Annotated in this window: 19 protein-coding genes and 1 pseudogene; 7 read left to right on the top strand and 13 right to left on the bottom strand. The window is 62.2% G+C overall.

Annotated features, from left to right (window positions below):
• Nucleotides 1-63 precede the first annotated feature (63 nt).
• The 8 genes from EU811_RS20775 to EU811_RS20740 all read right to left on the bottom strand — a co-directional run bounded on the left by EU811_RS20775 (nucleotide 64) and on the right by EU811_RS20740 (nucleotide 10,399).
• Nucleotides 64-642 carry an adenylate kinase gene (locus EU811_RS20775; protein ID WP_142940177.1) on the bottom strand — a complete coding sequence of 193 codons (579 nt, stop codon included), beginning with the start codon at nucleotides 640-642 and terminating at the stop codon, nucleotides 64-66.
• Nucleotides 643-845: 203 nt separating this feature from the next.
• Complete coding sequence (locus EU811_RS20770; RefSeq protein ID WP_142940176.1) at nucleotides 846-2,852, bottom strand: acetoacetate--CoA ligase; 2,007 nt, start codon at nucleotides 2,850-2,852, stop codon at nucleotides 846-848.
• A gap of 57 nt (nucleotides 2,853-2,909) precedes the next feature.
• Nucleotides 2,910-3,800 (bottom strand): HAD-IIA family hydrolase, encoded by an 891-nt coding sequence (locus tag EU811_RS20765; RefSeq protein ID WP_142940175.1) that lies wholly within the window; start codon nucleotides 3,798-3,800, stop codon nucleotides 2,910-2,912.
• Nucleotides 3,797-5,383: a biotin carboxyl carrier protein gene (locus tag EU811_RS20760; protein ID WP_160147671.1), complete on the bottom strand. Its 1,587-nt coding sequence runs from the start codon at nucleotides 5,381-5,383 to the stop codon at nucleotides 3,797-3,799. The genes EU811_RS20765 and EU811_RS20760 overlap by 4 nt, the downstream gene beginning before the upstream one ends.
• Nucleotides 5,380-6,771 carry an ATP-binding protein gene (locus EU811_RS20755; protein WP_142940173.1) on the bottom strand — a complete coding sequence of 464 codons (1,392 nt, stop codon included), beginning with the start codon at nucleotides 6,769-6,771 and terminating at the stop codon, nucleotides 5,380-5,382. Before EU811_RS20755 ends, EU811_RS20760 begins: the two co-directional genes overlap by 4 nt.
• Nucleotides 6,768-7,310 carry an acetyl-CoA carboxylase biotin carboxyl carrier protein gene (locus EU811_RS20750; RefSeq protein WP_142940172.1) on the bottom strand — a complete coding sequence of 181 codons (543 nt, stop codon included), beginning with the start codon at nucleotides 7,308-7,310 and terminating at the stop codon, nucleotides 6,768-6,770. The genes EU811_RS20755 and EU811_RS20750 overlap by 4 nt, the downstream gene beginning before the upstream one ends.
• On the bottom strand, nucleotides 7,307-8,410 hold the full coding sequence (locus EU811_RS20745; RefSeq protein WP_202979332.1) for a PEP/pyruvate-binding domain-containing protein: 1,104 nt from the start codon (nucleotides 8,408-8,410) through the stop codon (nucleotides 7,307-7,309). The genes EU811_RS20750 and EU811_RS20745 overlap by 4 nt, the downstream gene beginning before the upstream one ends.
• 99 nt (nucleotides 8,411-8,509) lie before the next feature.
• Nucleotides 8,510-10,399: a PEP-utilizing enzyme gene (locus EU811_RS20740; RefSeq protein WP_142940171.1), complete on the bottom strand. Its 1,890-nt coding sequence runs from the start codon at nucleotides 10,397-10,399 to the stop codon at nucleotides 8,510-8,512.
• Between the two features lie 213 nt (nucleotides 10,400-10,612).
• Here EU811_RS20740 and EU811_RS20735 point away from each other — a divergent pair, with 213 nt between their 5' ends.
• The 7 genes and pseudogenes from EU811_RS20735 (at nucleotide 10,613) to EU811_RS20705 (ending at nucleotide 15,256) form a co-directional block, all read left to right on the top strand.
• Nucleotides 10,613-11,410 carry an IclR family transcriptional regulator gene (locus EU811_RS20735; RefSeq protein WP_142940170.1) on the top strand — a complete coding sequence of 266 codons (798 nt, stop codon included), beginning with the start codon at nucleotides 10,613-10,615 and terminating at the stop codon, nucleotides 11,408-11,410.
• Complete coding sequence (locus EU811_RS20730) at nucleotides 11,407-12,243, top strand: IclR family transcriptional regulator (RefSeq protein WP_142940169.1); 837 nt, start codon at nucleotides 11,407-11,409, stop codon at nucleotides 12,241-12,243. Before EU811_RS20735 ends, EU811_RS20730 begins: the two co-directional genes overlap by 4 nt.
• Before the next feature lie 131 nt (nucleotides 12,244-12,374).
• The gene (locus EU811_RS20725) at nucleotides 12,375-13,205 is read left to right on the top strand and encodes an amidohydrolase family protein (RefSeq protein WP_142940213.1); all 831 of its coding nucleotides are present in this window, start codon (nucleotides 12,375-12,377) and stop codon (nucleotides 13,203-13,205) included.
• An 88-nt stretch (nucleotides 13,206-13,293) separates the two neighbouring features.
• A pseudogene (locus EU811_RS24780) lies at nucleotides 13,294-13,608 on the top strand (PDDEXK nuclease domain-containing protein); the annotation flags it as partial.
• 274 nt (nucleotides 13,609-13,882) lie between these two features.
• Nucleotides 13,883-14,188, top strand: coding sequence for a hypothetical protein (locus EU811_RS24370; RefSeq protein ID WP_238703487.1), 306 nt, complete (start codon nucleotides 13,883-13,885; stop codon nucleotides 14,186-14,188).
• A 353-nt stretch (nucleotides 14,189-14,541) separates the two neighbouring features.
• A complete protein-coding gene (locus EU811_RS20710; protein ID WP_142940168.1) occupies nucleotides 14,542-14,871 on the top strand; it encodes a hypothetical protein in 330 nt (109 codons plus the stop codon).
• A gap of 91 nt (nucleotides 14,872-14,962) precedes the next feature.
• The gene (locus EU811_RS20705) at nucleotides 14,963-15,256 is read left to right on the top strand and encodes a hypothetical protein (RefSeq protein ID WP_142940167.1); all 294 of its coding nucleotides are present in this window, start codon (nucleotides 14,963-14,965) and stop codon (nucleotides 15,254-15,256) included.
• 9 nt (nucleotides 15,257-15,265) lie between these two features.
• On the opposite strand, the gene EU811_RS20700 is transcribed toward EU811_RS20705, so the two are convergent.
• From EU811_RS20700 to EU811_RS20680, 5 genes are all read right to left on the bottom strand, one after another.
• A complete protein-coding gene (locus EU811_RS20700) occupies nucleotides 15,266-16,333 on the bottom strand; it encodes a hypothetical protein (RefSeq protein WP_142940166.1) in 1,068 nt (355 codons plus the stop codon).
• A 100-nt stretch (nucleotides 16,334-16,433) separates the two neighbouring features.
• The gene (locus EU811_RS20695; RefSeq protein ID WP_142940165.1) at nucleotides 16,434-16,787 is read right to left on the bottom strand and encodes a hypothetical protein; all 354 of its coding nucleotides are present in this window, start codon (nucleotides 16,785-16,787) and stop codon (nucleotides 16,434-16,436) included.
• Nucleotides 16,788-16,805: 18 nt separating this feature from the next.
• Nucleotides 16,806-17,291, bottom strand: a complete 486-nt coding sequence (locus EU811_RS20690; protein WP_142940164.1) for a GNAT family N-acetyltransferase — start codon at nucleotides 17,289-17,291, stop codon at nucleotides 16,806-16,808.
• Nucleotides 17,292-17,873: 582 nt separating this feature from the next.
• The gene (locus EU811_RS20685) at nucleotides 17,874-19,391 is read right to left on the bottom strand and encodes a recombinase XerD (protein WP_142940163.1); all 1,518 of its coding nucleotides are present in this window, start codon (nucleotides 19,389-19,391) and stop codon (nucleotides 17,874-17,876) included.
• Nucleotides 19,381-19,716, bottom strand: a complete 336-nt coding sequence (locus tag EU811_RS20680) for a helix-turn-helix domain-containing protein (RefSeq protein ID WP_142940162.1) — start codon at nucleotides 19,714-19,716, stop codon at nucleotides 19,381-19,383. Before EU811_RS20680 ends, EU811_RS20685 begins: the two co-directional genes overlap by 11 nt.
• Nucleotides 19,717-19,877 lie beyond the last annotated feature (161 nt).

Raw genomic sequence — 19,877 nt, 5'->3', positions numbered from 1 at the left:
GATGCGGAGGCCCTCCTGTGGTCAAGGCAGAGTCCGCTCTGTATAGAGCGCGCCGTCTGACATTCAAGGGAGCAGGAGGCTCTGGCCCGCCAGGAAGGTTCGCTCCGTGACCTCATCCACGGTGCCGATGCCGTCAACTTGGGACAGGATGCCGCGCGCCGTGTACTTGGCTACGACAGCTTCCGTTTGCTCGTGGTAGAGGTCGAGTCTGTGGCGGATGACGGCCTCGTTGTCGTCGCTGCGGCCGGTTTCCTGTGCACGGCCAAGAAGGCGTGCCACGAGTTCCCGGTCGTCGACGGTCAGTTGCATGACGACGTCGAGCTTCTGACCGCCGTCCGCCAGGATTTCGTCGAGGTAGTCGACCTGGGCCGTGGTGCGGGGGTAGCCGTCCAGCAGGAAGCCGTCCTTGACGTCGGCTTCGCTGAGGCGGTCGCGGACCATCTTGTTGGTCAAGTTGTCCGGAACAAAGTCCCCCGCATCCATGTACTTCTTGGCTTCAACGCCCAGCGGCGTTTTGCTCTGGACGTTGGTACGGAAGATATCTCCGGTGGAGATGGCAATAACGCCGAAGCGCTCGGAGATCCGTTCCGCTTGCGTACCCTTGCCGGAACCAGGTGGCCCAATAATGAGAATTCTGGTCATCGCAATAGTCCTTCGTAGAGATTTGTTGTGGCTGCTTTTCGGAATCCCGGCAGCTGTGGGGTGCCTGGGCAGTGCGCCAGCCTGAGCTGATGCACCTGGTGTTGGAAAACAAGGACGGCCTTCTCCGAATGCCTCGGCTCGCGGGCACTGCTACGGCCGGTCTTGTGACAGGTGGGGGAAATGTAGCCGTCCCCGACTCGGTCCTATTGGTGGTGTTCTGACAGGTACAGCCGTGCCCGCTCGATAAACCAGTCAACGGCTTCGGGGTTGGCCAGTGACCCGCGGTTGATAGCTGTCTCGGGGCTGTGTCCGGTGAAGAGCTTCTTGACGGGCACCTCGATTTTTTTCAAGGCGTGTGTCACTGGCACGGCGGGGACGACAATGATGTCGTCCGGCACGTGTCGGGCCGAGGTCAGTTTGCGGATCGTGCCGTTGATCTTGTTCCTGAGTTCGTCGGTCAGCTGGCACCCGGGCTCGAGGGCGACGAAGAGCGGCATGTAGTAGCCGCCGCCTGGTTGTTCCAGGCCGATGACCATGGATTCCGTAACCTCTGGCACGCGCTGCAATGCCGCGTAGATGTCGGCGCTGCCGAGGCGGACTCCGGCACGGTTTAGTGTGGCGTCGGAGCGGCCGTGAACGGCGAAACCGCCTGCGGGGGTTTCGGTAATCCAGTCACCCTGGGTCCAGACGCCGGGGAACTTTTCAAAGTAGGATCCCTGGTATCTGGCTCCGGTCTCGTCGCCCCAGAAGAACACCGGCATGGACGGCATGGGTCGGGTGATGACCATTTCTCCGACCTCATCGATGACGCGTTGTCCGGCGTCGGACCAGGCTTGGACTGCCACGCCCAGCAAGGGCCCTTGGAGCTCGCCGAGATGGACCGGTTCCAGCGGGTTGGATCCGATGAAGCCGCTGCAGATGTCGGTACCGCCGGTGTCAGAGCCCAGGTGCACGTCTTGCTTGACATGCTCGTGGACCCATAACCAGGTGGAATCGGGCAGCGGGGAGCCGGTGGAGAGGATGGAGCGCAGGGTCGAAAGATCCCATGACCGGCCCGGTTCCAGGCCCGATTTTTCGACCAGGGAAAGATAGGCGGCGCCGGTGGCGAACATCGTGGTCCCGGTGCGGGCGATGATATCGAACTGCCGGTCTTTCCGCCCGTACATGGGGGAACCGGCGTAAGTCACCACTGAGGCGCCGGACATCAGGTTGTTGATCAAGGTGTTCCAGACCATCCACGAGGTGTTCGCCGCAACGTAATAGCGTTCCCCTGGGCCCATGTCCTGGTTCAAACCGGTGCCCTTGAGAGCTTCAAGGGTCATCCCGCCATGGCTGTGGACTATACCCTTGGGAGCGCCGGTGGTGCCGGAAGAGAAGAGGATCCAGAGCGGATGATCGAAGGCAACACGCTCGTAACTGGGTTCCTGCCGGTCGGTCAGGAGTGAGGCGAAATCGAGTCGGTCTGTGGGGGCAGCGGGCTCTTGGCCGATGTTCCGCAGGAGGATGGTGTGCTCCAGCCCGGGCAGCCCGGCTTCAACGTCGGCGAGATGCTCGAGCCGGTCGAAGTCCTTGCCGTTGAACCGGTAGCCGTCAACGCCGATGAGCAGTTTTGGTTCGAGCTGGCGCAGGCGCTCCAGCGTCGCGGCGGCGGAAAGGTCAGGGGAGTTGATCGTCCAGATGGCACCAATGGCGGACGTTGCCAGCAGCCCGATGATTGCTTCCGGGACGTTCGGGAGCACGGCGGCCACACGGTCTCCGGGTCCGACTCCAAGGCGTCGTAGGTGCGCGGCCAATGATGAGACCTGGGATTCCAAGTGGCGCCAAGTCACTTCGGTGACCGAGTCATCTTCCTGGATGGTCAGGATTGCGGTGGTGTCGGCCAGCTCCGGGTTGAGTGCGTGGCGGAGCACGTTTTCGGCGAAGTTCAGCTTCGCGTTCGGGTACCACACGGCTCCGGGCATTCGCTCTTCGGCAAGTGCGGGCCCGTCAAAGCCTTCACCGAGGACGCTGAAGTATTCCCGGACGGCGTCCCAGAATCCGGAGAGGTCATCGACGGACCATTGCCAGGTCTCCCGGTAGTCGTTGAGACTGATCTGCCGGTGTTCACCGGCCCAGCGCATGAAGTCCCACAGCCGTGAGCTTTGCTGCTGCGCGGGAGTAGGTTTCCAAGTCACCGGGCGTTGTTCCGCCGTTGTGCTCTGAAATGACATCTTTGTCCTTTTCTTTTACATCAAGAGATCAGCGCTGGGATCGGCTGTTTGCGGTTCTCAGCCCAGCCGGGCGGTTGTATCTTCAGAGGCGAGAGTGAACAATTCCACCAGGTCGTCCAGGCTGTCCACTATGAGATCCGGTTGTTGATCCTGTGGGGTAATAGCCGCGTCAGCGGCGGAGTGCGTGCCTGTCGTCACGAGGGCGCCGAGCGCACCGGCGGTGCGGGCCATCCTGCACTCAAGGGTGAGGTCGTCGCCGATTATCAGCATCTGGGATGGCAGGACCTGCAACCGGTGGGCGAGAACGGTGATGGCTTCCTGCGAGGGTTTCCCGAGGACCCGGTAGGGGCGGCCCGTGACATGGCTGAGACCAGCTGCGATGAAACCGGAGACGCCCACGTTCAGGCGCTGCTTCGAGGCGAAGGACGGCGCGTCGGAAGTGCAGTACATCTCAGCACCGGCAAGCACGGCCTCTGCTGCGGCCTGAATTTTTTCTTTGCCGAATGCGGTGTCCCAGCCGATGACGACGGCGGCAGCGTTCGTGGGCTCTCCGGCGAGGGCCCGGTCCAGATCCACGAGATTCAGTCCGCGGCGTTCAAAATCGTCACGTACGCCGGTGCCGCCGAACACAAGAAGCGGCCGGTCCTGATAGAGGGCCTGCATTGTTTCAGCGGCGACGACCGCTGGTGTGAGCACTTCGTCGTCGCGGACGTCCAGCCCGTGGGAGCGGAGGGACTCACCGATCTGCGCCGGTGTCTGCATCGATCCGTTGGTGAACACTGCCATTGTGCGGCCGGTGCTGCGGACGAGGTCAACGGCTTCCCGCGCCCCGGGCAGTGCGTTGCCGCCGTGTCCGCTGGGCCCGTCGGAGAGGACGAGGCAGCCGTCGATATCGAACATGACGCCACGGACGTCGGCGAGTCGGGCCTGGAATTCGGTCCGGTTCATGACGTTTCTCCGCTTTGGGCGCGGCGCAGTTCGACTTTTTCGCTGCCCCGGCTGACTGCCAGGTATTTCCACTTGGGAAGCTGGTGGGCTGCCTTGATGAATTCCGCGACGCTGGTTACTGGGCCAGTCGGGCGGTTGCCACCGGTTGGTGACCAACGGGGCGCTGGCCCTGCGGCGAGCATGGCGTCAACCTGGTCTCCTGGAAGCACCATGCGCAGCAGCAGCTCTTCTTCGCTGAGCTGCCTGCCGAATTTCTGGGCGTATTCTTCGTGGAGTTCGGACAAGGACCGCTCGACCGGGGGTTCGGCGAGCTCGTTGGCCCGGGGGAGCTGGGACACTTTTTCCATCACCTCGGGGGCTATTTCCCCTTCCGGGGCCCCGAAGTTGCCGAGCACGAACCTGACGACTTCGTCGGGGATGCGGCTGTACCGGTCCTGGCCGGACTTGCCGGCAAGAACGTTCATCAGGGCTTGGCTGCCCACGAACTGGCTGAACGGGGTGACCATGATGGGGTAGCCGAGGTCAGCCCGCACCCGGCCGGCTTCCTCAATGACCGCCGGCAGCTCATTGAGCATGCCCAGTTCGCCGAGCTGGCGCTTGAGTGTGGACATCATGCCGCCGGGGACCTGGTGCACATGAGGGCTGAGGTCGTACTCGGTGGGAACACCGGCCGGGAGGCCTTGGGATTCGGCGATGGAGTAGAGGATATCGGCTGCCGCGGCGGCCGCTTCGCGGTTTACCTGGACGGGGATGCCGAGGGCATCGAGGTTGCCTACAAGATTTTCCAGACCGGGCTGGGCGGTGCCGTTGGAGAGCGGGCCCAGGCCGGTGTGGAGCACGTCAACGCCCAGCTCGGCGGCAATGAGGTACAGCTGGGAGGCTGCGCCTGTCGTGCAGTGGCTGTGCAGTTCCAGGGTTTTAGCCCCTGCCGCGGCGCGGATCCCGGGGATAAGTTGCCGGGTTCGCTCGGCTGTGAGCAGTCCGCCCGGATCCTTGATGTAGACGGTATCGACATACTTGCTGGCGCTGCAGAGTCTGGCGTTTCTGCCGTAACTTTCGTCTGTGTGGACGGGGCTTTCGGTGAAGGTTACCGCCGCGACGACCTGTTCGATTCCTTCCTCTTTGGCCCATTGGGCTACCCGGAGGAGGGATTCGACGTCGTTCATGGGTTCGGCGATCTGGAGGCGGCGCAGTCCGTGGGTGGCCATCAGACGCAACGCCATTCGCATGACGGTTTCGGAGGCTTTGTCCCAGGACATGAAACGCATGCCCGTGGTGATGGCAGAAAGTGGCGTGTTGGGCATGACTGCACGCATGCGTGAGATGCGTTCCCAGGGGTTTTCCCGGTGGAACTTTACGCCCATGGAAAGGTTCGTTGAGCTGGTGAAGTCGATGGCTTCGTAGCCCACCTGGTCCAGCAGGGGGCCAACCGCTTCGACCATGCCGGTTGTCAGCCCTGTGGCGCCCCAAAGGCTTTGGTTTCCGTCGCGCAGACTGGTATCTACCAATCGGATGGTCTTTTGCTGCTTTGAGGGCTGGTCTTTGGCCTCGGCCCTGGCCTGCGGGGTTGCGGTTGCGGTCATTTGACGGCCTCCTTCAGCTGGGCGCTTCGCTGTTCCCAGGCGGGGGCGAACCATGAGGTACTGACCCCGCCGTGGATGAAGTCGGGGTGGGACAGGACAAATTCGTGCAGGGGCAGGGTGGTCTTGACACCTTCCAGGACGACTGCTCCGGCGGCGGAGCGCAGGGCTTCCACGGCGGCGCTTCGGCTATGAGCACGGACTATCAGCTTCGCCATCAGACTGTCGTAGAACGGCGGGAAGGCGTACCCGGCTCGTACGTGCGTATCGACCCTGATTCCGGGGCCGTCGGGCCAGTGCACGTCGCCGATCAGGCCAGGGTTGGGACGGAAATCATTGTCCGGGTCCTCAGCGTTGATCCGCACTTCGATGGCTACCGCCGGCGGGACTGGGGGCACGTCCGGGAGCTGGGGGTCCTGGCCGAGGGCGAGGCGGAGCTGGGCTGCGACAAGGTCGATGCCGAACGCTTCTTCGGTGACGGGGTGTTCGACCTGTATGCGGGCATTCATCTCCAGGAACACCACGTCTTCGGATTCGGTGTCGACGAGGAATTCGACGGTTCCGGCGCCGCGGTAATGCAGGGCCTGGACGAGCGCGCGGGATGCCTCGTGCAGCACCGAACGGCGGGACTCCGATAGTCCCGGGGCCGGGCATTCCTCGATAAGTTTCTGGTGCCTGCGTTGAACCGAGCAGTCGCGGTCCCCGAAAATTTGGGCGCCGCCTTTCCCGTCGCCAAAGACCTGCACTTCCACGTGGCGCGCGGCGGGGTAAAAGCGTTCCAGGTACAGGGAGCCGTTTCCGAACGCCGCCTGTGCCTCAGCTGCGGCCTGAGGTGCCAGTTCCGCCAGTTCAGCGGAATCGCGGACGAGACGAATGCCGCGCCCGCCGCCGCCGTGGACAGCCTTGATCAACAGCGGGTATCCGAGGGAATCGCCGAGTTCTGCGGCTGCGGCGGGGTCATCAATTTCAAGGGCGACGGCCACCGGGACTCCGGCCGCGACGGCAACGCGGCGTGCGCTGCTCTTATCCCCGACGGCACGGAGCGTTTCCGGGCGGGGCCCGGCGAAGGCAATACCCTCCTCTTCGAGGAGCTCGGCGAGTTCGGGCTGTTCACTGAGAAACCCGTAGCCGGGATGGACCACGTCTGCACCTGCGTGAACGGCGGCTTCGGCAACATACTCTGGCCGCAGGTACGAACGGCCGGCCTGGGCGGGGCCTATGACGATGACCCGGTCCGCCAGGCGCGCGGCAAGCGAGTCCGTATCGGCGGCGCTGGCGGCAAGCACCGGGCTGGCGCCAATCCGGCGTGCGGCGGCAATGATGCGCACGGCGATTTCGCCCCGGTTGGCCACCAGGACTACCGGCTTCTTAGCCTCGTGGTGCCCGTTCACGGCGATTCTTCCCCGGCGACGACGGCCAGCGGCTGGCCGAACTCAACCTGTGCGTTGTCCGCGGCCAGGAACTCGGTCAGGGTCCCGGAGGTGCCTGCCGTCACCGGGTTCATAAGCTTCATGACCTCGATGATGCCGATAGTCGTATCTGCCTCCACGGCCGCCCCGGGTTCGACGAACGGCGGCGCCCCGGGGGAGGGGCTGCGGTAGAAGACGCCAATAATCGGAGCCGTGACGACAGTGCTGTTGGAGGCCGGCTCTGCGGGAGCCGGCGCCGAAGGCGCGAGTTTGGCTGCGGCAGGTTCGGTAACGGCCGGTGCCGCTGCGGGGGCCGTGGCCGGGGCATTCCCGTTCGGTGACGGTGCAAGGGACTGCGGCGTTGTCCCGGCCGTGGGGGAAGTAACGGGCAAGTCTGCTGAACGTGAGAGACGGACGGAAACGTCTCCGAACTCCACGGCGGCGGAATCGTAGGCGGCGTCGTCAAGCCGGGTGACGAGGTCAAGAACGTCCTGCCAGCTTGGTGTTGAAGGGGTGCTCATTTGGTACTGCCCTTCGTTGCGGCAGCGACGAAGCCAAGCAGGTTGGACGTTGCCTTGGTGGTGTTCTTGCCTTTTTCTTCCTTGCGCTTTTTCCAGTTGGTCTCCGGGCGTGATTGGAGCAGCATGACCTTGGGAGTCCCGTCGGCGTCATGCTCGAGCGCCCATTCGATGTCCTGCGGGCAACCGTAGTGCTTCTCCACGCGCAGGGCGATGTCAGCCAGTTGCATCACTTCGGCTTCGCTAAGACAGGCCGCGTCACGGCGGGCTTCATCCACATCGCGGAATTCCACGCCCACCCCGTCCGGGGCTGGAACGTATTCCTGGGCTTTGGAAGCGATGCGGGTCTTGGTCAGTGTAGGGCCGATTTTGTTCAGCCAGTACTCATCCGGGGTCACTTCGCCGGAGACAACGGACTGTCCGAGTCCCCAGCTGGCGTTGATGGCGATGACCGACCGGTCGCCGGTGCGCGGGCTGACGGTGAAGGTGACACCGGCGACGTCGGCATGGGCCATCAGCTGAACCGCGACTGAAATTTTGGAGGCTTCGGAGGCCTCCGCCGCTGACATGCCGGAGCGGTACGCGATCGCCTGCGGCGTGTACAGGCTGGCCCAGCATTCACGGACCTTGGCAATGACGTCATCTTCACCCACGACCCACAGGTAGGTTTCCTGCTGGCCGGCGAAACTGGCGGCGGCGCCGTCTTCGTCCGTGGCTGAGGAGCGTACCGCAACCGGAATGCGGTCGGGGTCGCCGGTGCCGCGCCGCTGCGCTGTTTCCCTGGAGAGCTGCAGATACGCTCGGCGGATCTCCTGCTCGATGGCGGGCGGCAGTTCGCGGCCGAGTATCAGAGCGACTGCTTCGTCGTGTGCCTGCTGCAGGGAGGCGTTGTTCTGCGCGTCGGCCCCCAGGACGATCCGCAGCAGCTGCTGGCGCAGGTCCGACGCGTCCCGGTAGTCCTCGTAGGCGTCTACTGTGACAGCGAAACCGTCAGGTACGGGCAATCCGGCCTGAACCATTTCGCCCAGACTGGCGCACTTGCCGCCGACCAGCGGCCGGTCGGTGCTGTCGAGTTCGTTGAATTTCCTCGTGTACTTTCCCACGGTGTTCTTCCTTCTTCGGTGGGGTCGGTTCCGCCGGCAGCGTGTGTTCCGCTGCCGGCGGATGACTAGGTGTTGGGGGCCGGGGGCCCGTGCCTGCTGTCAGGCGTCCGTTGACTCATCCAGAATGGTGACGGTTCCGGCGTCACCGTCGACGCGGATCAGCTGGCCGGTCTTGATGGTGGAGGTGCCGAATCCGGTGCCGACAACTGCCGGGAGGCCGTATTCACGCGACACGATGGCTGCGTGGCACATGATGCCGCCGATATCGCTCACTGCACCGCGGATGCGCCCGAAGACCGGTGTCCAGCTGGGGCTTGTCACGGGGGAGACGAGGATTTCGCCTTCCTGCACGGTATCGAGCTGATCGGGGCGCAGCACCACGCGCGCCCGGCCCTCGGCGATTCCGGGAGAGCCGGCGAACCCGGTCAGATGTGTCCTGCTGCTGCCACCGTCTTGGGCCGTAAGCCACCGTTCGACGGTCTCGGGCGTGATGCCCCAGAGCATGATAGTCAGCGGCTCACTGACTTCGCCGGGCACCGGGCCCAATGCCGGTGGCGGGTTCCAGGCGCTCAGAGCCGCGTAGATTTCCTTACGCCTCTTGATGATCTCGGGCCAGTGGTAACCGCCTTGGGGTTTACCCCCGGCAGCCCAGGCCATCTGCAGGTCCACAATGGCTTCCTCGACCTCAGCCCGGCGCAGGAAGAAGATGTCTTCGACATCGTCCCAGAAGCCCCACGTCTGCAGCAGCTTGCTGAATTCGCGGGCCTTGTTCCAAAAATTCGTCAGGAACCAGTGCTCGATATAGAAGTTGTGGTTCTCCACGTAGGGGAACACGGTCCGGGAAAGGCCAAGGGCGGCATCGAAGGCCGGCAGGTCCTCCTCGTCCAGGAGCGAGCGGTAATGCACGACCAGTTCATCCCGCTCGCCCTGAAGCTTATCCAGTGGCCTTAGCAGGTCATCACCACCGCGCAGCCTGACGATGTAGTCTCCGATCGCCTGGATCGGGAGCTGCAGATCGTCGATCCAGCTGCGGTGGGAGTGGTACATGCCGGACCCGTACGAGAAGTAGAACCACGGGTCTTTGCTTTCGTCGAGTGCGGCCAGCCACGCTTTGCCGGCCTCTGAGTCTCCGAGGCTGCTGAGCAGGTCTTCCTCTGTGTTGGCGGCATGGACGAGATCGCCGACGCCGAGTTCCTCAGCCTTTCGGGCCAGCGCCCGAAGTTCGTCATCGGGACGGAAGAGCAGGACGTCAACACCGCTGACCATGCGGGAGATGGTCTGGTCATCGATCTCCGGGAAGTGCTCCTTGCACAAGGTCAGGAACTGCAGGTAGGCCGCGTAGCCCAGGTTCAGAAATTCCGAATGTAGGGTCCAGATCTGGTCGCCGTGTTCCAGCAGCCGGTGGTAGGCGGCCAGGAGCAGGTTGCCTTGGCTGGGTCCGCGGTCTGCGGTGACGCGCTCGATGTCCTCGAATTCGGACAGCGGCGGAATTTCCAACTCGTGGACGGCCCGGATGGCGCCCGTAACGCGGCCTTCCCATTCGGCGTAGAGGGTGTCCCAGTTCTCAAAGTAGTAACCGGCGCGCTTGCCGAATTCCTCGGCCCGTCGTGCCTGTTCCTCGTCGTCCGGGCTGGGAATCGTTGACATGTAGGTGTAGCCGTTGATCACGCGAACGTCCAGGCCCTTGGCCGGGGGCAGAGCAAACACGCGGGTATTCGTCACTCCGGTCCCAGTGAAGGCACCGTCAATGGTGACCTGGTCAAACGGATAGGAGACTTCCGGGTAGTGCAGGGAGTTCCGAAACCAGGTCTTGGCAGAATCTTCCGCGCGGCGAGTCGGCAGGAAACGGTTGTGGTAGGCGTACATCTCCTCCCACCCCTCGGCACCCTCTGGCGTCTCAATCTCGTAGGGATCGGGGAAACTGCGTTCCGCCGCTCCGTTCTGCACTGGAACGGAGTTTTCGTTCACTTCGCTGTCCGTGGTGGTCATGACTGCTCCTTTGCGTCCATGGTGTCCGGATGACGGGGGACTGGTTTCCAGTGTGGGTATGTGTGACCCCAATCACCACATGTCTTTTCACTCAACGAAAAGAATCCTTAATTAGGAGCCAGAATCCTTGCAGTGCCAAGGTTATTTATTCGAGGCTTTTCATCAAATGAAACAGGCGTTAGAGTGTGTTCCATAACCGGAAGGAGGAGGACTATGGCAGGTACTAATGCCGCTTCGCCCGGAAAATCGGTCACTGAACGGGCTTTTGCGGTACTCATGTCCTTCGATATGGGCCATCGTCAGATGACCCTGTCGCAGATTTCCCGACGGAGCGGGCTCCCGGTGGCGACGACCTTCCGCCTCCTCAATCATCTCGAAGCCATCGCGGCAGTCCAACGGGATCCTGCAGGCCGCTACGCCATAGGCCCCAAAATCTGGGAACTCGGAATCCTCGCACCCACGCATGACGTCATCGGCATGGGAACCCGTCCTCTCTTGCTTCGTCTTGCGACAAAATCCGGAATGATGGTCCGAGTGTTCGTTTGCAACGGAGAGCGGGCTCTCTGCGTGGAAGAAGTATTGGCCAACGGTGCCAGCGCGCCGGGCAGCGGACCCGGAATGACCCTGCCCCTGATCGAGTCTGCCGCCGGACATGTCCTCATGGGAGGGATGACCCCTGCAGCCAGGAGCGCCCTGCCGCTGACTCGCACCGCGTTCGCCCGGATAGAGGAGAACATCGCCGCAGCCACCGAACGAGGGTGGGCACAGCGATCTGACGCGGCAGGGCACGTCGAATATGCCGTCCCGATCCGGGCTGAAGGCCGCCCGCCCATGGCCCTGTCCCTCAGTACACCGCCGACGGCCTCAGCCGCCACGCGGCCTGGAGTTTCCATCGAGACGATGATTCCCGAGATGAGGGGGGTCGCCCGCAGCCTTGCTGCCATCCTGGCACCCGCGCATCGGACTGACTCGGACCCTCTAGCAACCACCAGAAGGGAGAGCGGCGATTGAGTAGCGAGCCATACAAAAGCTCGGCGAAGTCCGTCACCGCGAGGGCGCTGGCCGTCCTTGCCGCTTTTGACGTCGAAAATCCACTCCTTACGCTCAGCCAACTCGCCCGCAGAGCCGGGCTTCCTGTGGCAACCGTGTACCGGCTTGCCGGCGAGCTCGAAGACGGACGTTTCCTTGACCGGGACAGTGCAGGGCGCTACGGGCTCGGCGTGCGACTGTGGGAGATGGGACTTCTGACACCCATCCACGGACGGCTGCGCGAGACTGCCATGCCGTTCCTCCTCAACCTCCAGTACGACTGCCGCGAAACCGTGCAGCTGGCCGTTTGTGATGGAACGAATGCCATATACATCGAAAAGCTAACCTCCGAGGTATCCGTTCCCCTTCAGAGCCGCATCGGTGCCCGTATACCGCTCCATGCCACGGGCGTCGGCAAAGCATTGCTCGCCTTCAGCCGGGAAGCGTTCGCCGACGCAATACTCGCTATGCCCCTAACCCGATACACGCCGGAGACGATTACTGACCGAAGGTCCTTGTCGCGACAGCTTGTGCAAATTCGCCAGAACGGCTACGCCCAGAGCCGCCAGGAATACCAGCTCGGATCCACTTCCGTGGCCGCTCCCGTCCTGGTTGATGGAACTGTCCAGGCCGCAATCGGCATCGTCAGCTACAGCCTCAGGACCGACATGGCCCAATACGTTCCTTCTCTACTTCGGGCCGCCGAAGGATTGGCCCGGCGTCTTGAAGACGCGCTCGGAAATGCGTATCCGAGCATCAGCGAACCGATCTCGGAGCACGGCGCCAACGGCACGGATCCGATGACCGCTCTGTGAACCGCTAAAGAACAGCGGCTCAGCATCCCGAAACCACACCGCAACAGACCCGCAAGAGCCCTGCACTGAAAGAGGATTGACCTGTGTCCTATGAACTCCATCTGGACGTCGAATCGCTCGTCGCCATCGACATGCACGTCCACATCGAAGTCGATGACCACGGGCATAACGCACTGCCGCCAACACTGGTAGAAGCAGCCAGCAAATACTTCAAGACAAGCGGTCCCCGGCCGGACCTGAACGCCATTGCCGACATGTACCGGGAACGCAAAATGGCGGCCGTGGTCTTCACCGTGGATGCTTCAAGTCACCTCGGCCATCCACCAAACAGCAGTGAGGAAATAGCCCGCGGCGCAGCCGAAAACAATGACGTGCTGATCCCCTTCGGATCTGTGGACCCGAACCACGGATCCGAGGCGATCAACCGCGCCATCCGGCTAGCAGAGGACTACGGCGTACGTGGATTCAAGTTCCACCCAAGCGTCCAAAACTTTGATCCTAGTGACATCAAGTTCTACCCCTTGTACGAAGCCCTTCAAACGCTGAAACTGCCGGTCATATTTCACACGGGCCAAACCGGTATCGGATCCGGACTCCCCGGAGGATTCGGTATAAAACTAGGGCTATCAAACCCCATCCTTCTCGATTCCGTGGCCGCCGACTTCCCAGACCTGCAGATCATCATGGCCCACCCCTCCGTTCCCTGGCAGGAAGAAGCCCTGGCTGTAGCGACTCACAAAAAGAATGTTTGGATAGACCTTTCAGGCTGGTCGCCTAAGTACTTTCCAGAAAGCCTCGTACGCCAGGCAAATTCGCTTCTCCAGGACAAGGTGCTGTTCGGCTCAGACTTCCCCCTAATCACACCAGACCGGTGGATGAAAGACTTTGCGCTGCTCGATCTGCACGGCGAAGTCCGACACAAAATACTCAAAGCCAACGCAGTTCGCCTGCTCGGACTCTGATCAAAAAGACGTTCGGCCCACCGCGGTCTATTCATTGAGTTGCGCGAGGCAGTGGCGCTCAACGTCTCATTTGGTGCGGTCAACGGGCTATGTCGTAATCGAACTTAAGACAGGCAAGTTCCAGCCCGAATACGCCGGCAAGCTTAATTTTTATGTCGCCCCTCGTCGATGACGTGCTCCGACGCGATTATCACAACGAAACCGTCGGCATTCTGATCTGCGGCACCAAGAATGACCGCAGCGTCCGCTACAGCCTCGCCGCTCCACCTCGCCCATGGCGATGGCGGCCTACACCTACGACAAGCTTCCCGTTGCCGAACAGAAGGCCCTTCCCGACGAAGGACATCTGGTCGCGGCACTCGAATGGGCCGAACCAGGCCCTGACGGCGAGGACAGCCGATGACCATTTCCCCGAAGGAAGCCTGACGCCCCGTCCGCTGCGGCGAGTCCCGTCGAGGCTTTGGCCATGAGGATAGGCAGGTCTGAAACTATCGCCGGGTTGCCGGCGCCCCTGGCGAGGAGCTTGGTCCGCAAGTTCCGCGGAGGACCAACAATGCAGGAGGCGGCCCAGCAGTTGCTGAAAGAGAACGGCTTCGGGTCGGCGGACACTGTATTCGCGGGCTGGAGGCTGGCGGCTATCTGGAGAAATCCGATACCGACAGCGACGGCGATGTTTGGTGGGGGCGACCATCCTTGGCAATGCCTTGGCCATGGCTGGCTTTGGGAAGCCGATCACCAGGAAAACCGCGGACCGTTTAGTTGCCGGGTTACTGGAACGTGCACGTGATTACAACGCCGACGGCGGCAAGCCCCTGTTTGTCGAGCGGCTGCGAATCTTCGGAAGCTACCTCCGACCGGACGTCGACCCGCTCGGAGACGTCGACGTTGAGCTCATCTTCGGCCGGCGCATCACGGAACCGAAAGCCATACACGACTACATGAAGGCCAGCGGACGGATGTTCAATTCATACTCGACCAGCTGATGTGGCCGCAGAAGGAGCTCGTTCAGCATCTCCGAAACCGCTCCGCCGCTCTGAACATCACGCTGGAGGACATCGACCGATTTACGGATAAGTCTGAGGTTGTTTACACCGCTGATTGCGACCTTGGCGCGGCGCCACCACCTGCCGACAGAAGTCTTATAGGCAGGTTCTGAACGCTGCCATGCGGACACATGATGGTGGGTCCAGGCGAGCAGGCCAGAAGCCGACGAATGGCGGGGAAGGTACCTGCCCCGCTAAGCGAAAGCCCATCTTCGGAGAAGAATTAGCGGCAGTGCGGGGGAGGGAAGCTTGTATTCGCTGTGGAACGGGGAGCACCCGCATAGGATGAACCCATGTCTGAACCAGAACAGGTCGCCATCCGCAACAGCGTCCCGAACATCCTTGCCAATGAGGCGTACGGCCCGGACTGGAAACGCACTCAGGACGTTATGGTTGTCCACACCCCAGGTGGCAACGCGACCCATCTGGCCCTGAAGTCTGCGATGGTCACGACGACACTATGTTGCCAGACGGCTGGCTCTCTTTCCCGCGCCTGGTTCCTTCTGAGCGGCTGCAAGAAGTGTTCAAAGGCGGCTCTCAAGCAGGGCATAGCCACGATCACCGATACGGACGGTACCCTCATCGACGTCGCCACCTACACCGAGGTCACGCCGCCGTCCTGAGCTTGAGATTGTGGAAAGATGCCGTCATGACACCACAACCTCTCGGGCCGAAGGCCGCGCCTGTCTTCCACATCGACGGAAGGAAGTCCTGATGGCAACACGGCAGCGCCGCACATGGAAGGCAGCAGCCAAAGCCAAGCAAGAGTCCAAAGAGCTGGGGGAGCTGCGCTCCGTCGAGCCGTCCGCCCGTCGCAGCGACGGATCGCCCAAGGTCGGTCCTGGCCAGGTCTACGTGGTCAGCTCGGGAAAGGTTTTCCACCCGGCCTGGTGCAACTCCGTGGGCAATGTCTGGGACGAGAACCCCAAGAGGCTGCTGGTCGTCGAGGAAAACGCCGTGGGGGAGCGCAAGGCCTGCAAAGCCCGCGACGAACCCCTGCAGTCCTGAGGAGCGACCTTATTTCTGCAAAGGCGCGATAGTTCTGATCTGCTGGCCAAGCTGCCCGGCAACGCGGAGGTGACCCCGACTCGTCGGGCTGAGTGCGGCTTCCAGGTGGCCCAGGTGGGCGAGGCGAATCTTGATGAGTTCGCGCGTAACTCTCTCGGCAACTCGAAAGAGGTTTCCTTGGAATGGTGACCCTGGTGCGATGTGCTCCATGACGGGTGATTCTGTGTCATGGACGATATCGTTACGGGTGTCTGCCAGGTACCAGTACCAGTGACCAAAAGAGCTGTACATTTTGGTGACCTTTTTGTATTGGCGAGGAAAGCTCGGGCCTGACTCCCGCCACAGGAAGTCACCGGCGCCGATCGTTCCCGCCACAGAGCTGTAGATACCTTCGAGAATATCTATACCGTCCGCGGTGCCGCTCTTTCCTGAAAGTGCCTCGATGGCTGTCTTCAGCTGCACGAGGATATCCGGCATGGTGTGAAGCGGTGAATTTTCCCACGCCCGGCTGTGCCAATGAAGCGCGGACCAGACCTCATGGGTCTTCGACGATTTGCCTGACAGCGCTTCCACAGCAACCCGGTAGACAGCCTCCAGAAGCTCGCCGTAGAGGGTGAGATCGGGGATCGATACGAGCCCTTCCGGCGGCGGCAGGACCACGAAGTCATCATGCACGGTTCCCCCGCCAATGATTCGGTGGTTGAGTGTCCCGCCTCTGGTTCGCTCGAATGTGCCGTTCTTGAGTGCCGAGACTTCACCGACAAAGAACGTTGCCACTTCTGCTGTAGCAAGGTTCAGTGCCGCCCCATCCCAGGGAATCTCATTTCCATGGCCGGCGTTTGCATCGGCCACCGCAAATGACACTGCAGCCCGGAGGGCATCCCGTTCGTTCCCGCGTGCATCTCCGGCGGCCAGCTCCGGCTCCGTCCGCTGAACAAGAGTCGCAGTCGTCAAGGGCTGGCCGGCTTCGTCACGGAACCGGGCAAGGAGTGCGCTCAACGTCCGCCCAAAGTCGTCAAAAGGCGCAGCCAATTTTTCCGGGTCGAGCGGTTGCAGTGACCAAGGTCCAGCGGTCACTGCCTCGCGCAGACGAAGGTACGGGAACAGCTAGAGGGCTGGTCGGTCAGTCACTTATCGATTATCCGATGTGAGGGCCCGCCCAGACGGGCCGACACTGTTACTTCGCCTCGTCCGGGTCCCAGTCCTCCGGGTCACGCGTCTCCAGCGTCTCAATCAACGGCTCGAAACCACCCACACCGGTAGCCGCGGACACATCACGGATCTCCTCGGCCAATTCACGCCAGATACCCGCATACCAAGCGACGGGATCCGTACCGTGCTCCAGCAGGAACGCATCCAGGGTCGCCTTACGGTAGACAAGCCTTGCCCCTCGCTTCTCAACGAGCGGACCCCTGCCGACGTATCTCAGGCTGCGAAGAAAATCCGCGCTCAAGGTGTACCCGACCGGTCCACTCAGGTACGCGGCGGCCTCCTTGGAGCTCATCTCCATGTCGGGAGTCAACTCGTCCATTCAGCCAGGCTCCATTGCCTACAGCAGGACCGGCAAGGATTTCGCCATCAGCCAGGGCGGCGTCCTCGAATGATCGCTGGAGGGGTCCATGAGCACATACCCGTGGTCTCGGTAGAAGTTCCGGAGCCTTTCTTTGTCGCCGGTTTCATCGGGATGGACTACCACGAGGTCGCGCCCTGCCTCCTGCGCGTCCATTTCGAAGGCGTCCAGTAACAGGCCGCCGATACCGCCGGACTGCCTCTCCCAACGCACGAAAAGCTTCACGATGAACGAGCAGGCCCAATAGTCGGGCTGGTCCTCGAACGCAGCGAGATTTGCCCATGCCCCGGAACCATGCTGGCCGGAGATCCAGCCCACTATCCCCTCGGCGTCCTCGGCGACGAACTCGCGTTCGCTGACCCGACCACGCCCATCCTGGTACCTCTGACCGTTGTCCTGGTCCCAGTCGAATATCAGATTGCCTATTGCCACCTGGTCGCCCCGGTTGGCTCGTCTTATGTCCATGCCCCTGCTTCAGTTTTCGCCCATATCTGGCTGCCGTATTCAGCAGCATGATCTTCCCATGGAAGCCTCCCAGGGAAGGGTGGGAATACAGGCTCCTTCTGGTTGCCTAAGGCAACTACTGGCACCCCTGCGGATTGAGTCTGGGCGTATTCCTTGATCAGACCCCGACGTAAGGTCGGCTAAGGAAGCCAAAGTCGGGCGCCAGAGCAACGTCCTTTGGATCCGTTCGACTCCTACCGGCTTGTTAGGTGCGCGGAGTTCTCTTGCGGCGCAGAGTGCCAATCGCCCTAACGAAAACGTAGATCGCCCCCGCTTCTAATAGGGCGTAGGCAACAGTCCGCCAGGAGGCACCGTTGTCCGCTATATCGATCATTCCAAGCACCAGCCACAACACGATTCCCAAGCCTGCCCACACGGCTGAAGTGCGAGGCGCTTCAATTTGTCTCACGTTTCCCCTCGTGGTGCTTCGTCGCGACTGCTCCAAGGTTGCTTGAAGCATAGCCCCATCGGTCAAGGCCTCAAGACGTCACAACAGCTGAGCGGCGGGTCCTGGCATGCTTCCAGTTGGCAGAGCCAACTTGGTCATGGTTTGGTTCGCAGATTGACGTAACGGGCCCAAGCATCGCCTGCTGCGTCGGCGTGCAGAAAGGCTACTTGGTGGCTGTAGCCGAGGGCGTCGGCGACCAGTGGCGGCGGTGAGACTAAGAGGTGTTCGTCCAGGGCGGCATTTCGTGCGCCTATTAGGTTGATGCCGAGGCTTCGGAGCCTGTCCATGATGGTGTTGGGGTGAAGATGTTGGCCGGCGCGCGTTCCCGGGAAAAGCCAGGGGTTTTCCGCGTGCGATCCTGTTCTGAGGTTTGGCCGGCTTTGAAAGTGCGCCTCCAGTAGGTCCGCAAAAGGCTGGGGGACAGGAACCGGATGCGTGCCAAAGGTGATCCTCGTGGTGCCACTGGATTCGCTGGTCTCCACGGCATCGGCGCGGAGTCTGGCTACCCGGACAAGGGGCTGGGCATAGAGGAGGAGCAAGGTGCCGGCGACCCTGTAAGGCAGGGATTCGCTGGTGCCCGTGAGCAGTTCGCGCAGCCAGGTAAGACGTTGGTCCTGGGTGATTGCCGGTCGGGTTTTGGCTGTGTAGTGGCCCATGTCGACACGGTTGTTCGTGCCGGTTTTCTTGGCGAAGACGATGAAGGTGCGGATGGATTTCCTGGTTGTGGGGCCGGTGGCGATCCAGGTCTCGATGTCCTGCTGGCTGCAGGTGGCGGCTGTCCTGTGGTGGATTTGCCAGAGCCAGTCCAGGAACTTGATGGTTTCGGTGATCTCTTGTTTGGCGGAGTGAACGGGAGCTTGCGCGTTTGTCTCCGGCGTAACCATGGACCGGATGCGCCGGAGGTGGTGCCATGTGGCGAAGTACTCGACGGGTTTGGCTACCTCGGCTGGCAAGGGCTTGAGTTTGTCGTGGATCCAGGATTCAAAACGTGCGAGGTAGGGATCCTGATAGGGGAGGAGCCCATGGTGGACGAGCAGGGCCCGTAAATGATCGGCCGCTCGTCCTGCGGTTTCGCGGTGCTCGTCGAGTCCTTCGTGCGTGAGGGGTGTTTGCCCGCTGGAGATCGAGGCCAGGAGGGTCTGGACCTTGGGGGAGCGCTTCCAGGTGATGATGCTTTCAGGCCGGTCTACCTTGCAGAGGACATCAACGATTTTCCCGGCAGTCTCCGGGTCGGCAGGGTGTGAGAGCAGTAGTTCGTTGAGGTCGTCCCGGAGGGCGCAGCGGGCGCAGATGCCGCGCCGGTAGAACTCGCCTTCCGTATTGCAGCGGCTGCAGTGGAAGTTATGGAGGATGCCTGAGCAGGGTGCGCAGCGGGGCCCTTCGCTGGTTTCGGGCGGGCCGGGCAGCAGCCGGTCCTTGCCGCAGCCGGGACAGGTCCCGTGGGTGCGGGTGGCGGTGGTGAAGCAGGGGCCGCAGATTTTTCCTTCGGGCCAGGTGGCCCGGGTGCGGCCGGCAGTTCGGCCGCAGCGTGCGCAGGTGGCCGTTCCGGTGGTGCGTGGCCGGCCGCGGCTGGTGTTTCGGGGGCTGAGACCGTTGGGCTTGTTAGTTGCCATCGTCGATGATGCGTGCCCTTCGCGGGCGGACGGTGCGGTTCAGGTCGACGATGTTGGGGGCGCTGGTTCCGGTTTTGCGTGCGCGGACGTCGGCTGCTGTGACGGTGATGAGGTCCTCTGGTCCGCAGGAGAAGATGTCGCAGATCGCGGCGATGACCTGCAATGCGACGCGTTCTGGTTTTTGGTTGACGAGCCGGTAGACCTGTGGCCGGGACAAGGTGATGCCGCGCTCGGCCAGCAGGGGGATGAGGTCGGTGGTGTTGTGCAGTCCCCGTGCCGCCATGAGCTCGGACAAGCGCCATTTGTATTCGACTTCGCGTCTCACCACTGGCCTCTCATCTGCACGCCCAGGACTTCGTCCATGGTGCGGTCCAGGGCCGCCCGCAGGGTGGCGTTGCGGAAGTCGTCGCTGACGAACTGGTAGATCCCGGTGGTGGAGGCGTGTTCGTGGCCCATTTGATGCTGGATTATCTTGAGCCCGTCGGG

It is taken from the genome of Arthrobacter sp. TS-15 (assembly GCF_006964045.1).
In the GTDB taxonomy this organism is placed as follows: Bacteria; Actinomycetota; Actinomycetes; order Actinomycetales; family Micrococcaceae; genus Arthrobacter.
Note: the sequence above shows the minus strand (reverse complement) of the source record. Positions and strands in the feature narration are given on the sequence as shown.